8 protein-coding genes are annotated in these 15,875 nt (G+C 43.8%); 4 read left to right on the plus strand and 4 right to left on the minus strand.

Annotated features, from left to right (window positions below; genetic code table 11):
- Positions 1-26: 26 nt before the first annotated feature.
- The 3 genes from AC5JPO_RS03615 to AC5JPO_RS03625 all read left to right on the plus strand — a co-directional run bounded on the left by AC5JPO_RS03615 (position 27) and on the right by AC5JPO_RS03625 (position 8,550).
- On the plus strand, positions 27-2,135 hold the full coding sequence (locus AC5JPO_RS03615) for a beta strand repeat-containing protein (RefSeq protein ID WP_493853293.1): 2,109 nt from the start codon (positions 27-29) through the stop codon (positions 2,133-2,135).
- Between the two features lie 139 nt (positions 2,136-2,274).
- Positions 2,275-7,605, plus strand: a complete 5,331-nt coding sequence (locus tag AC5JPO_RS03620; RefSeq protein WP_493853294.1) for an SdrD B-like domain-containing protein — start codon at positions 2,275-2,277, stop codon at positions 7,603-7,605.
- Positions 7,606-7,752: 147 nt separating this feature from the next.
- A complete protein-coding gene (locus AC5JPO_RS03625; RefSeq protein ID WP_493852677.1) occupies positions 7,753-8,550 on the plus strand; it encodes a hypothetical protein in 798 nt (265 codons plus the stop codon).
- Between the two features lie 153 nt (positions 8,551-8,703).
- Here AC5JPO_RS03625 and AC5JPO_RS03630 read toward each other — a convergent pair whose 3' ends face one another.
- The 4 genes from AC5JPO_RS03630 to glpK all read right to left on the minus strand — a co-directional run bounded on the left by AC5JPO_RS03630 (position 8,704) and on the right by glpK (position 13,438).
- Positions 8,704-9,396, minus strand: coding sequence for a TetR/AcrR family transcriptional regulator (locus tag AC5JPO_RS03630; RefSeq protein ID WP_319050221.1), 693 nt, complete (start codon positions 9,394-9,396; stop codon positions 8,704-8,706).
- Between the two features lie 237 nt (positions 9,397-9,633).
- A complete protein-coding gene (locus tag AC5JPO_RS03635) occupies positions 9,634-10,656 on the minus strand; it encodes an endonuclease/exonuclease/phosphatase family protein (RefSeq protein ID WP_493853295.1) in 1,023 nt (340 codons plus the stop codon).
- A gap of 308 nt (positions 10,657-10,964) precedes the next feature.
- A complete protein-coding gene (locus tag AC5JPO_RS03640) occupies positions 10,965-11,435 on the minus strand; it encodes a hypothetical protein (RefSeq protein ID WP_319050431.1) in 471 nt (156 codons plus the stop codon).
- A gap of 368 nt (positions 11,436-11,803) precedes the next feature.
- Positions 11,804-13,438: a glycerol kinase GlpK gene (gene glpK / locus AC5JPO_RS03645; RefSeq protein WP_493853296.1), complete on the minus strand. Its 1,635-nt coding sequence runs from the start codon at positions 13,436-13,438 to the stop codon at positions 11,804-11,806.
- Positions 13,439-14,010: 572 nt separating this feature from the next.
- Here glpK and AC5JPO_RS03650 point away from each other — a divergent pair.
- Positions 14,011-15,669 carry a TolC family protein gene (locus tag AC5JPO_RS03650; RefSeq protein WP_493853297.1) on the plus strand — a complete coding sequence of 553 codons (1,659 nt, stop codon included), beginning with the start codon at positions 14,011-14,013 and terminating at the stop codon, positions 15,667-15,669.
- Positions 15,670-15,875 lie beyond the last annotated feature (206 nt).

Raw genomic sequence — 15,875 nt, forward strand, 5'->3', positions numbered from 1 at the left:
GATTTAATCTTTCGGAGATTTACTGCATGAAACCAAATTCTTTTAAATATTCAGTATTAGCCGTAGGTGTTGTGGCTGCAATGGGTATCTCTACTGCCGCTAATGCAGCTACTCCTAATACTACTGGTGGTATTAGTGCAGGAGCAGCACCGATTACCAACGTCGCAACCGCAAACTATAGCGTTGCTGGCATTGCTCAGCCAAACGTTACTTCTAACACAGTGACTGTGAGCGTTAGCGAAACAGCTAACTTTGCACTCGTATCGACTGTTGATGATGGTAGCATTGGTGACGATATTGCTATCAATCAGACTGCTACGCCAGGTGGTACGACTACCTTTACTCATGCCTTAAGCAATACGGGTAACGTGACGGATACTTATACCGTTAATACCACAGGTAATGACTCAGCACTAGTAACAGCTACGCCAGACTATGCTTTAGGTACTGCGCCTGTCACGTTTACGATTGTACAAGCAGATGGCACTGCTTTAACTCCTACTCAAGTCACCGCTTTGAATGGTCAGGCACAGACAGGTACCCTAGCCAACGGTGGTACTATTAGACTACAACCAGGTACCAGAGCTAACTTAAGCTACGAAGCAGCTACACCAGCCGCTCGTAACGGTAATGACAAAGGTGTAGGCACATTAACAGCAACCAGTAGTTTCTTTACTGCTAATCTTCCAGCAAATGCGACATTGGTGAACGAAAACCAAACTATCGTGAGACTGCCTACCTTCAAAATAGAAAAAACAGCGACCAGTACTGTCGATTTGACAGTCGCTAACCCACAGATCGCTTATAGTATCGTAGTCACTAACGTGGATACTGACTATAGTACTGCTGCGACTGATATTGTCATCCGAGATGTCCTTCCTGCAGGTTTGAGTTTGCCTAATGGCACAGCCTCAGACGTGACCGTAACTGGTGCTGGCACTGCTACGATTTCTACTGTTGGTACTCGACAAGCTATTAATGTTGCTGTAGCGAACTTAGCCGTTGGCGCAAGTCGCACAATTACTTTCACGGTTAATGTCGATAGAGATCAGTATACAGCTGCTAATAGTTCAGTAACTAACAATGCAGAAGTCTACGATAAGTTCGTCGGTGCGGTTAGTCCGTTAATTGCTGCTCCTGTACTTGGTACTGACTATGACATTTTGGATAGTACAAATAACAATTTAGATATGACTAGAGTACCTGCTGCTGCGGATCAAGCTAACGGCGCTGGTATAGATACTGCTGGTGTGACTAACTTTACCAGACGAGCGGTTGTAGTGAGCAATCCAACAACTAGAGAAGTTCCCCCTGCCTCAGGTACTGCTAGTCAAGCGACTCATTCAACTCTCATTACTAACAGTGGTCAAGATGCTGAAGGTACTAATACTAACCCATTGACTTTCACTATTGCTGATGGTGGCAATAATGGGGCTGTTAGACCTGTTACTGGTCCTGTTAGTGTTACTTATACGCCGCCTGGTAATGGTGCCCCGGTTACTATGACGTTGCAACCTACCGTTGCTGGTGGTAATACGTACACCCTTAATAGCGCTACACTACCAGCCGCTCAATTTCCAAATGGTATTGCACCTGGTGGCACACTAGCGATCAACTATAATGTATCGTCGGGCAATGTAACCACTCCTGCAACTGTTGCTGATGCTGCAGCTGTTGGTAGCACTGAAACTTCTGTCGTAACGCTAACGCCTGCCGGTATTAATCCACCTGCTGTTACTTCAGTGACTGATACGACTAACGTTAGAGGCTTAACGTTGGTGAAGTCTCAATCACTAGATGCTGCTTGTGAAGCTACCGTTGCTACAAGTACCTTTGTTCAGACTACACTCAATGCGGCACCTGATCAATGTGTTATCTATCGTATTCAGGCAACTAACACTTCTTCAACAGCATTAGGTTTTAATCTTAACGCATTAACTATCTCGGATTTGTTGTCTAACTTCTCAGCTGGTGCGGATTTAGTAGCTGGTTCACCTGCTACTTCGGCGACTGCTTCATCTACTGCAGGCACGCCTAGTGCGACTAGTACTGCAGTTCTTGGTACTAACTTTACTATAGTTCCTCAGGGCGTTGGCACCTTGACTTTCAAAATCAAAATCAAAAACGATCGTTAATTTATATTTAATATTTCAAAGTCTATAAGCGTCACAAGACGTTTATAGACTAACGCTCCAGTTTGACCTGATCGTTTTTGGTTAGCCAAGCTGGAGGGTTACTACCCTACCCTTCTATGTTTTATTGGATAAGCGACATATGACTACATACTCAACGTCTAATCGTATTACGTTGCATACAGCGAAGATCTCTGCGCTGACAGCTGCAATGTTGCTTATGCAATCAAATGTGGCGCTTGCTGCGCCTAGCACGCTCGTACAGACTATCAACAACATTGCTAATGCGACTTATGATGTCGATTCTATTGAACAAAGCGGCATTTCAAACCAAGTTCAAGTCAAAACCTCTGCCCTACCTGAATATGGTATTAATTTAACTCAGCAACCTCTGCGTACTGTCGCACCCAACACATTAGTGAATTGGGTCAATGTTCTTAGTAATACTGGCTATAGTAGTCAGACTGTTGAGCTGACGCTTGATGTATCGCCAACTCTATCTAATTTGAAAGTTTATCAAGACCTGAATAACAATGGTATTGTCGACAGTGGCGATAGACAACTTATTCTTGATAACATGAGTGCTCAAATCAAGCTTGGTCAGAGTGAAAACATTCAGCTTATTGTACAAGCGCTATCAGATGTTGATGGTCAGGATGGGGATGCTGCTGATATTAAGATTGGTGCAGTTGTGTTAGCAGATTCGTCAGTAGCCAGCGTGAGTGCGACCGATAGCTTGGTCATTATCGAATCTGGTATCAAATTCACCACTCCTAAATTTGATGAAAGTAAAACTGTTTCACAAATTAATGATGATGTTTATGTCAGTGCCAGCTATGCGCAATGTAACGTACAAACTGATAAGCCTGATCAAGTATGGGTAACCATCAAGTCGCCGATAACTGGAGATAGCTATTCACTTAAAGCTATAGAAACTGGTAATAACACGGGTAAATATCAGCTATCAGCGGCCACTCAAAATAACGCCAACGCTATTAATGATAAGCTCATCCAGACGTTGAACAGTGACACATTGACTGTCAGCTTAGACGCCTGTATCGCCCCTTCGGTTGGCATTGGTGCTGATGAATTGCCGAACGCGTCTGACTTCACCGTGCGTATCAGTGATCTGAGCTCACAAATTAATATCGTCGATGACAACCCAGCTTTAGTTGTCACAAAGGAAAGTGACGTAAAAAGTGCTGAGCTCGGTGATTACGTCAGCTACACCATCAATATCACGAACAACGGTAGTGCTACTGCTTACGATGTGCAGCTAAAAGACGCATTACCACGCGGTTTTGATTATGTCGATAGCAGTGTGCGTGTGAGCCCAGCGACTGATATCGATATCAATCAGACACAAACTACTGAGTTTAAGTCTGACGGTAAATACCAGGTATTGAACTTAGGCAATATGGCAAATGGCGAAAGTAAAAAAATTACTTATCGTGTGCTTGTTGGTGCTGCATCACTAGGTGGTGATGGTATCAACCGCGCAATCGCAGTTGCTAACAACGAGCAAGGCCAAAGCTTAGTATCAAGAGAAGCACAGTGGAAAATCGACGTAGAACGTGGCGTCATGAACACTGACGGCATCATCATCGGTAAGGTCTATCACGACATCAACCGCGATGGTATTCAGCAAAAAGAAGACGGTGAGATTGGTGTTGCTGGTGTACGTATCTACATGGAGAACGGTAACTTCATCGTTACTGATCCTGAAGGTAAATACAACTTTTATGGCATCAGTGCCAAAACGCATGTACTGAAAGTAGACCGCACGACGATCCCTAGAGAAACAGAACTGGTCACCCAAAGCAACCGTAATGCTGGTGATGCTGGCAGCCGTTTTGTTGACTTAAAATACGGCGAGTTACATCGTGCAGATTTTGCAATAGTCGCTGGTATGGCGGATAGCACTGAGCGTCTGAACGCTGAGCTAATCGCTCGTAGTAAATCAGTGAGCGCTAAAAACGATACGCTAGAACAAGCGGTAAAAACAGCGCTAACACTAGAGCCAGACTACGATACCGACACGACTGATAATATCGATGCAAGTGGCTGTAATATCAATGGTGACTTAGACCTTGGTAACAACTGTGATTCTGCTATTGTCAACGATATGGTTGGGCAAGCGACCAATCGTGTCGATATGGCCGTGACAACGATTACACCTCCAGTAGAAAAAGAGCTCGAAGAATACTTAAAAGAAGTGGCTAACAACAATGTCGCCTTTATTAATCTAGGTGAAGGTCAACAGCTTAGCACTTACAAGCAGATGGTACAGGTGCAAGCCCCTCTTGGCTCAATATTTACTTTATACGCCAATGGCAAAGCGGTATCAGAGCAAAATATCGGTAAAACTGCTAAGCAAGAAAAGCAAAATGTGACGGCTTTTGACTATTATGCGGTTGACCTACAACGTGGAAGTAATACCCTGCGCGGTGTGGCCACTGATATCAACGGCAAAATCATCTCTGAGCAGACGATTAAAGTATTGACACCTGATAGCTTACAATCTATCGATTATCGCACTCAGACTCAGCTAGTAGCTGCAGACGGCATTAGCGAATACCAGATAGTCGTTAGTCTAAAAGATCGTGACAATCGCCCCTATATTGGTACTACTTCTCTTACACTTGATACTAATATCGGTCGTATCAATTTGGAAGACAGCAGCAAAGATCAAGCCGGCACCCAAGTTACTGTGTCAGGTGGTGAGCTACTCATACCAGTCATCGCGTCAAGCGTACCCGGTAAAGGCGAGCTCGTCATTGACACGGGTAGCAGTAAACAAGTCATTCCATTACAGTTCACTGCTCAATTGCGTCCGCTGATTGCCGTTGGTATCGTAGAAGGGGCTATCTCGCTCAAAGATTTTGATGGTGGCAGCATCACTGATGCTCAAGGTGCATTTGAACAAGAGCTCAATGATTTTGCCGGTAACGACGATTACACAGCTTCTGGTCGTGCGGCGATGTTTCTCAAAGGTAAAGTGCGCGGCGATTATCTACTTACGCTCGCTTATGATAGTGATAAAAAAGGTGAGCGACTCTTCCGTGATATCGAGCCAGGCGAATACTACCCTGTGTATGGCGACTCATCAGCTAAAGGCTTTGATGCGCAGTCTACAAGCAAGCTCTATGTGCGCTTGGATAAAGGTCGCTCGTTCGCGATGTATGGCGATCTAAAGACCCAGATTGATAATGATGAAGGTATCAAGCTGGGTCAATATAACCGTACCCTAACTGGTCTAAAAGCTCAGTTTGAGGACAGCAATACTCGTGTCACGGCATTTTTGGCAGAGACCAGTACCAGCCAGCGTGTTAATGAGACTCGTGGCCTAGGTATTTCAGGTCCATATCCATTGGCTGAGAACTTTGATGCGGTATTAGAAAACTCTGAAACGATCGAAGTGATCACTCGTGATGCCAATAATCCTGGTCTTATCATCAGCCGTGAAACGCTGACGCGTTTTGCTGATTACGAGATAGACCCGATTAGCCGCAGCTTATTCTTGAAATCACCGATTGCCAGTCAAGACATCGAAGGTAATCCTGTCTATATCCGTGTCACGGTAGAAGTAGATGAAGGTGGTGAAGATTATCTGGTTGGTGGTATCGCTGCTAAGCAACAGCTAACCAACAAAGTCTCTATCGGTGGTAGCTATATCAATAGTGACGATCCACTGAACAAAGAAGAGCTTGCAAGTCTCAACAGCGTTATCAAATTCAACGACAAGTTAAAGCTAGTCGCTGAATATGCCATGAATAAAGCTGAGAATCCAAATTTTCAAGCCAGTAATCAAATCAACACCACAGAACTCGATGAGAGTGATGTTGAGGGTAATGCGCTGCGTCTTGAGATTGACTTTGATAATAAGAAAAACACCCGTGCCAAAGCGTACTACAATGATGCTGATGAAGGTTTCGTCACTGGTGCGTCACCGCTTACGGCGGGGCGTACCGAGTCTGGTGTAGAAGTCGTTCACACGATAAACAACAAAAAAACAGCATTAAAGCTAGAAGGTGTACGTACCGAAGACCATACTACCGAGGCGAGCGTCGAAGGTATCCAGGCTAGCATAGAGCAGCGTTTGAGTGAGAATGTGGTCGGTGAGATTGGCGTACGCTACTATAAGCAAGATGCCACTGCTGCTTCACGCAATACCCAAGCGGCGACAGACGTTTTGGATATTACAGACGATACGCTATTTAATGATGACATCATCAATCAATCAGCTTTAAGTAGCGTTAGTAATGCTGATGAAGACATCGAAGGTACAACCGTTCGTGCTCGTATTACCTCTCGCCTGCCTAAATTGAATAATAGCTTGGTATTTGCAGAGTATGAGCAAGATATCGACAATAGCTCACGTAATGCCACTTCTATTGGCGGCGAGACCCCTCTTGGTAGCTTGGGACGACTGTACGCGCGTCACGATTTGATCAACAGCTTATCGGGTACTTATGGTCTTGATGATACTGATGAGCGTCAACGTACTGTTTTTGGTTTCGATGCCACTTATATGAAAGACGGTAAAGTGTATAGCGAATACCGTATGAGTGACGCTATTAGTGCACGCGAGGCCGAAGCCGCTATCGGTCTAAAAAACAAATGGTATGTCCAAGAAGGTCTAACTCTAAATACCTTGTTTGAGCGTGTTGAGTCCCTTGAAGGTGAAGAAGACAACACGGCAACCGCAGCAGGTATTGGTGTTGAGTATCTTGCCAAAGAAAACTACAAAGCATCGGGGCGTTTTGAAAAACGCTGGGGCGAAACAAGTGATACATTACTAGGTAGTGCTGGTATTGCCTATCGCTATACTGATGAGATCACCCTACTTGCCAAAGATATCTACTCACGCACTGATTACACTGATGGCGACCGTACTATTAATCGCTTTCAGCTAGGCGCAGCTTATCGTGATTATGATAGCAACCAGTTAGATATGCTGGCAAAGCTTGAGTATCGCTTGGATGATAACAACACTGGTGATGACACTTATCGAAAAGACACGACCATCTGGTCATGGAATGGTAACTACCATCCGACGCGTCCGCTAACCTTATCTGGACGTTATGCTGGTAAATACACAGAGTACAAAGCAGACGCATTGACCAGTGACAATACGGCGCATGCTGTCTATGGTCGTGGGCTCTATGACCTCAGTGAGCGCTGGGATATTGGCTTACAAGCAGGCACTTACTGGAACGATCAAGCAAACGACTTGGCTTATATGCTTGGTGCAGAGGTTGGCTATAGTCCAATGACCAACCTGTGGTTATCACTTGGCTACAACTTTATGGGCTTTGAAGACGAAGACATCGCCTATGATGACAGTACTCAAGAAGGGGCTTATTTCAGACTGCGCTTCAAATTCGATGAAGATCTATTCAAACGTGAAGATCCACGAAAAAACCAGCGTTTGATGAGCAGCTCTACTACTATAAGCGATAATACGTTGTAAATTGACAACGCGATCTAATGGCATTGCTTCAGTACCGTCTTATGATAATGCCACTATAACTGCATTACGACCTACCAAGCTATGAGTAGCACTAGCCCTGATAATGGTAAATAACACCCCTTATTACCTTCATACAAGGTTTGCATTATGTTTAAAGCTGTCATGAAAACCATACCTGATAAGCAAACGATATCTACTGCCTTATCGGCAATACTGCTACTGACTGTAGCCCCACCTGCTTTAGCTAACAGTGACATCGTTAATACTTCAGCTCAAATCACTAATACGACCAATATTACTGACTGTCGTGATGACTTGCAGAGCCATGTGCAGAAACAAGCGCATTCTTATAAGTATCAAAGCCAACAACAGCGTGTATTGAACTGTATGGTAGCGCAATTAGAGCCGTATCAACAAAAAGACAAGACAGCTCATGAGCAGTATCTCGCTTATAAAGCACAAGCATGGCTTACTTATGCTATCAACAAAGACAGTATGAATAGCCGCTCATCTACAGGCTCAGTTGCAGTAGAAATGGCAGAGACTATTTTGCAAGCACTAAAAAATAATAGTGCACAAGACATGAGTATATATCAGGATATTCCTACTACCTCTGCGCTAATGCGACCTGACCTATGGGCAACGCTGAGTGCGCTCAAAGATAGTAATGGTATAGCGTCAGCACCTCGTGAAATGGCATTTGGTGAAGTGGCTCTAATATGGGCCGCCACCAACCAATGCGAACGAGGCTGGCGAGAGTCCGGTATACATTTTCGTATGGCAGATCGATGGCTTGAGCAAGCACGTGAAGCTTATGTCAACGCTCATGACTCACAGACCACTGTAGCGTTAGAAGCATCAATAGGCAGCTACTATCAGCAATATTCCCCTTTAGATGCTGTCGATGATGTCTGCCGCGGACAAGACTTAACGCCCAATAGTTGAGAAATAGCTTGTTATTAACAAATACCATTGATCATTGCTACGGTTATATGACATCTTGATAAGCGATAGCCATGTGTGTTTAAGAAATTGTAGTAAACACAAGACGTAAAAAAGCCGACAGAGATGTCGGCTTTTTGTGTTTAGTATGAAGAATTAAACGCTTTTGCGTCGTAGCTTCTCTGGCAGATAGCAGCGTAGATACGCGATAAATGCTGTATTTGCTTCTTGAATATAGTCCTCAGTAATGCTCTGATGACGACGATAAGACAAGGTAAAAATAGCGTTGACGATACTATAAGCAATCAACAGGGTATTTTGGATATCATCAAAGTTTGGCATTTCATAACGCTCTGACAAGCGCTTATATACCAAGTCAACGATTTGATGGTCCATATCTTCACCAAAGCTGTCGCCTTCAAAGTCAGGCGTATTGGTATCGTAAATTAGCTTGGCTTTGGTCTCATCACTATGAAAAATCATTACACACTGATCAATAAGAGCAGTCAGATATCCTTGCCATCTATCATAATTACCGATATCAACTGTTTCTACCATCTCCAATATTTCGATGGCATTCAAAAAACGCAATGCTAGAAATATTGCTTCAATATTAGGAAAGAAGTGATAAGCAGAGGCTCTTGGTATGCCCGCTTCTTCGCATACGGCAGCCAAGGTAATATCATTAATTGCTTGTGTTTCACTCAATTTCTTGGCACCAGCCAAAAGTTTTTGGCGGCGTACACGGCCTTGTTGGCTGGTAAATTTAAACTTGTTCGGTACAAGTTTTTTTGCCAATTCTGAGTCTACCAACACATCTTCAATTTTGTCGTCTTTGTTATCACTCATTATAAATCTCTTTATGTTACGCCCTATTGTATAGATATAATCTTCATTAGACAGTATTCATCCAAAACTAACGGATTACTGGCTATTGGCTAAAATATAGCGCTAATATTATCGTTACCACACTCGATGAGGAGGCATCATAAACGCTTGTACACTATCAAGCAAGGGACATGAATGGGTTAGAAGTTCATGTATCGATTAATACTCTACTAGAGTTAACTGTTTAATTTTAAAAAGTTAATCATTAAGTTTGATTTTCGCTCTTATAATACCATGATCAGTGACTCTGTCTGCATAATCCCATTTAAGGTGATCATTGAAATAATCAACGCGTTCAACCTGACCAAGCGAAAACTTACTATCAGGTAAAAACTCCTCTGAGACAAACAGCTGATCGATTACTTCTGGCATGCCTTGGTGTATATGGGTGTAAGCGACATCTTTCATCCAGCCATAACGAGCCTGAATACGAGCGGCATCAAAAAGTGCGACGTCGCGCATACTTTTATCATAATTGACCTCACCAGTTTCGGTCATCAGCTGAGTGGTGACACTACCTGTCACATCATTCATGTCGCCCAGCAATATCAATGGCTCACGCGTATGATGCAAACGCTCCATAATCGCCATTCGAATCGATGCAGCTTCTGCAGCACGCATGCACAAACTGCGCAGCTTGGCACGAATACGAATATTGGGATCATCCATATCTTCTAGTAGATTGCCGTTCTTATCACGTAAGAAAAAAGCACGTTTACTTTTTAAATGCGCAGTAATAATCGTTATTGGTTGACCATATGCATCGACACGCAATACGAGCGGTGGACGATTAAAACGCTCATAAGGTCCTATATCTGGAATATCAATCACAGCCTTTGGTGCAATACCTTCTAATAGACTGGTTTCTAACTGCTCAAATCGACTGATAATACCAACAGCTGGTGTGCCTTGTGCCCCCATACCTTGAGTACATGGACTGGCACTATCATTACTTGCTAATGGAATCACAGCATGCTCTGGTTTGAACCCTAACGAAACAGATAGCGCCTCTAGTGCCTCACTGTCCCATACTTCCTGCACGGCAATGATATCAGCATTCGCCTTAGATAATAAGTCTGTAAGACCATGCAGCTTATGCTCATAGGATTGCTTATCATAAGCCGGTGCATTGTCGTAATAAATCCGATCAGGGTTGGCGAAATTCAATAAGTTGGCTGTGGCAACATAAAACTGCTTATTATTATCAGCGTGATTACTCATATATTCCCTATTGTTTTCATCATTATAATACATAATATTCATTTATGTGTATAAACAGCAAATTTTATGCCTAAAAAAACCTCCAAGGTCAACCTTGGAAGTTTTAAAATAGCATAAATTTGATAGTTAAAGCCACTCGTAGAGCTAGTTATACAATTAGCCTATTTTTAGCAATGAATCAACAATATTTCGGATTATCCGTTTACTTGATAATTTTATGAATCAATGCTGCTTCAAAATATAACCTGACAAACCCTGACTAATTCAGTAGCTAAAAGGCAGCTATGTGGCTTTTTATGTTGCATGTGTTACGAAACGCGGTGCCATGCATCACGTGACGCTAGACGTGCCTCATCCCATGCCAGACGAGACTCACCTTTTACTTCGTGCCATGAACGCTCTAAATCTGCTTCGTGATCTTCAAAACGAGCATCTGCTGGATAACGAGCACGGTTTGCATATCCTACTGCATAGGCTGGATGCAGATCGCGATCGAAATCATGTCCTTCTTTATAGTAGTCAGCGTTTGCATATTCTGCACGCCAGTAAGCTTCTTCGTGTGTTGGATTTATCGCTTCACCTGCTGCATGACCTGCACCGCCACCAACAACTGCACCGATAGCACCACCGATCAATGTACCTAATGGACCTGCCATCGAACCGATTGCTGCGCCTGCTGCTGCACCGCCCACACCACCGATACCAGTACCCACTGGATGTGAACCTGGTTCACCTGTGATCATATCAGCGTTCAAATCGTCTTTTGTCTCATCAGACATATGTTTCACTTCGCTACGGTCGATGGCATCATGGTCACGGTTGTAGTCGTCTGTTACATTTGTATGTGTAGTACCATCTGCATTAATTTTTGTTTTATTTAGTTCGTCATGGTTATTCATAATAAATATATCCTTAATTAGTTATTGATTTCCGTTTGTTCTTATAGGTCTTGTCAAAATCATTGCTTGACTGCATTTGAAGTATAGGAACAATCACTACCCTACGATATACAGGTTATGTAAGCTATGTCGATATCTTTGTAGGCTTGCGTTACAGCCTGTATCTTTATCGCGTTTGTGTACGGTTGACCTATACTTTGAGTAATTGCAAAAACGCGTTGATACTTAACTTACCAAGTAAAATAGGCTTATAGCGGCATTAACGACCTCTCGATAGCACGTTGCCATTTATCAAGATGTTGTTCGCGAGCAGCAGTAGACATACTTGGCTCAAAGATACGATCTACCTGCCATGATGCTTTCATTGTTGACTCATCGTATAGCCCAGTTTTTAGACCTGCGAGTAACGCCGCGCCTTTTGCGGTAATTTCTGTGTCTCTTGGACGCAGTACAGGAACATCTAACAAATCCGCCTGAAACTGCATCAGCAAATCGTTGTTTGCTGCGCCGCCATCTACTCTCAGCTCGGTCAATGGATGGGGACTGTCTTTTTGCATAGCGATAAGTACATCGTATGTCTGATAGGCTACCGCCTCTAATGCTGCACGGGCAATGTGCGCTTTGGTTGTACCGCGGCTCATCCCTGTGATACTAGCACTGATATCAGAACGCCAATAAGGTGCCCCAAGCCCAGTAAACGCTGGTAGTAGCACCACATCTTCACTACTATCCACTTGACGCGCTAGGTCCTCAACATCACTACTTTGTTGAATCATACCTAAGTTGTCACGTAGCCATTGGACGATAGCGCCCGCCATAAAGACACTCCCTTCTAACGCATAAGTGACTTCCTTTTTGGGCGGTTGTAGCATACGCTTTCCTGACTGTACAATCTGATCAAACGATAAGTTATCTGGACGAGTTGGCGATGTTTTTCGTTGCCACGCGATAGTGGTCAGTAGCTTATGGTCGCTCAACTTTGGCTGCTGACCGATATTCATTAGCATAAAACACCCTGTACCATAGGTGTTCTTTGCCATACCTGCATCAAGACAACCTTGCCCAAAGAGCGCCGCTTGCTGATCGCCAAGCACGGCTTGAATGGGTATTTGTTTGGCAAACAAGCCTTTTTTAGTTTTGCCAAAATCACCGTCTGAGGGCAGCACTTTGGGTAATATGTTCATAGGAATGGCAAAGCGATCACAAAGTGTCTCTGACCACGCCAGCTTATGGATGTCAAATAACAAAGTGCGAGAAGCGTTAGTCACATCGATAACGTGCTCTCCACCTGTTAGCTTGTATATCAGCCAACTGTCGATAGTACCGACAGCTATCTCACCTTTGCTGGCTCGCACGCTCAGCTTTGGATTGTTTTCGAGCAACCACGCAATCTTGCTGGCACTAAAATAAGGGTCTAACCGCAGGCCTGTAATACGCTGTACCTCATGCGCCATATTATTTTGATGATTTTCAGACGTGTTCGTATGAGCGCTGTTTTTATAGCTGCTATCATCCATACTATTGGTAGCGCTTTCGGCAGCAAGCGTCTTACAGTAGTTTGCCGTCCGTCTGTCCTGCCAGATGATAGCAGGTGCCAATGGTTTACCCGTTTGTTTGTCCCACATCACGATAGATTCGCGCTGATTGGTAATGGCAATGCTGGTGACGTCCGTTGCAAGCAAACCTGCCCGATTGATAACATCGTGCGCACAGCTGATCTGGGTTTGCCAAATCTGCTGTGCATCTTGCTCTACAAATCCAGCACTTGGCGTTTGGAGGGTCGTTGGTTGTTGTACCATTCTTATAGGGCGTGCATGATCGTCATAGAGGATCGCTCGACTCGATGTTGTTCCCTGATCCAGCGCCAAAATATATCCTGCCATTACGCACATCCTCTACTAAGGTTATTTATTTTATTTGACAAAAATTCGTAATAAGTGACTACTTACTCTTCATTGATTAACGTTCATCGCTTGCTGTTTTTTTATGAATGACTGATTAATTATTTTAATAGTAAAACTAAAAACAAAGTTTATTTGAAGACAAATAGAATCATCTCAAAATACCTCCTAAGCTATGTTGTTAGTTATAAAGAGATATTTAAATATAGAGTTGAGCTTCTATCATACCGCTACTGCCCATACAATAGAAAACCAAAAAATACTGAGCATTGACCCGTCACCATTGTGGCTCTACAGTGTACGCCTTAATTTAAATGATGTTTCAAATGATAGACTGTCAGCGACGCTATGATAAGACCCTTTTTATTTAAAAGCCCTGACCTATTTGACAATAAATGTTTTGTATCGGCATCATTTACTCGATGACTGGTAGACGCGGTCACTCATAGATAGTCTATAATAATTTGATCAGTTAATATTTGAGCAATACGGTCTATCAATGATAACCGTTGTCTTATAATACCTTACCTCTCAATTAATGGTTTATGTGACTTATGAAATTCGCTTTATCAGCGCTACCGTCCGCTATGATGACTGTTACACTCATAAGTGTTGGGCCTGTGACTTACGCCAGTAGTGATGCCGATCGTATCGAACCAACTGGTATGGCATCTGGCCCTGTAACACAAATCGTGGAGGCTAACGATCCGAGCAATCATAAGTCAACTGAAACGCCTAATAACACATCGATAAATACTTATGATGGGCAACCTTCACTGGCTACCCTTGTCGATCCCATCTCACACAAAACGATTGATAATAGCTATCCGTTAGAGGTCTCCAGCTTTTTGAGCTTAGCGCAAGCACAAAAACTTTTAGTCCAAGTATCGCCCAAGATAGCGGCCAATCAAGCAGCCATTGCTGCCAGCGAATACCAAACTGATGCTCTAAGAACCATCGATAACCCGCTCGTATTTGCTCGCGTATCTGCCAGTGCTTACCATCTAGACCAAGATATAGATTTGTCCACTCTTAAAAACGGCATCATAGATGGGGTGAATAATCGTGTCGATAGTGTCATTCCTCCTATTGCAAGCTTGCCAGACTTACCCAACTTTGGCGAATTGGTTGGTGAGCGGATTCCAGACTCGTATGACCTCAAACGCTCAGGCTCCACAACTGGAGCAGGTGTTGGTGTGGTCTGGCCTATTTATACTGCTGGACGTACAGATGCCTTGACTGGCGCCTCCGATGCACGCACCCAAGAAGCACTAGCAGATAGTATTCTTGATAAAAACGAGCTGTATAATACGTTGATTGAGCGCTACTTTAAGGTGCAGCTAGCGATCATTGCCGCTTACTTACGTGAAGACGCTTACGATACACTGCAACAAACTGACCATATGGCAGAGCGTCTATTTGAAGAAGGCTTTATCTCACGGGTCGAGAGATTAGAGGCGCAATCTGCGCTTGCCGACGCCAAAAGCGAGTCTGTTAATGCCAATAACGATGCACGCTTGGCTATGATTGCATTACAGCGGTTACTACGTACCAACTACCGTATTAAGCCGACGACGCCTTTGTTTGTGTCTAGTCGCCCGCTACCAGATGTCAGTTATTTTCAAGATCTGGCTCTGAGTCATCACCCAGGATTACAGAAAGTTGCCGCCAAACGTGCGCAGGCACAGCAGCTGCATGCGTTATCTGATACTGGTTATAAACCGACCGTTTTGCTGTATGGTTATGGTCAGGTAGAGAAGGATCCAAGCTGGGTTGCTGGTATATCTGCCAGTTGGAAACTCTGGGGCGGACTTGATAAAACAGCCTCATTGGCATCAAGTAGCGCTCAAATCCGTCAAGCCGATCTCTCTGAAATTGAAGTCAGTGACAACCTACTCCTGCTCGTAGAAAAAAACTGGCATGATGTCAATAATGCCCAGTCACGCTATCAGGCACTTCAGAGTAATGTTGATTTGGCGGCAGAAGTGTTGCGACTGCGCCGCCTTGGCTTACAAGAAGGCGTGAATACCACCGTTGATGTGGTACAAGCACAGACTCAGTCGCTCAAAGCACGTACCGAGCAAGCACAAGCTGCCAATAGCTATGTACAGTCATTGGCTGCACTCATGCAAAGCTGTGGCACCCCGCTTGCTTTCAATGCTTATCTGAATGCCGCTGACATTCAACTACCAACTTTGTATACTGAACAATAATGAACATAAAAACCATCAGTCGTATGGATCAGCGCTTGTACAGTCGATCTAGCCTTTCGTTATAACGATGTCCTTAATAACGATGTCTTTGAGCGGTACGGTACATCGACTGCCTCAAGTGCGTGAGGTGCGATCATACCTTTGTAATGCACTGAATACGGGGCCTGTCACAACGCTGACAACATCCATACTGTTACTCATTCTAT

The sequence above is a fragment of the Psychrobacter sp. H25 genome, from assembly GCF_059076335.1.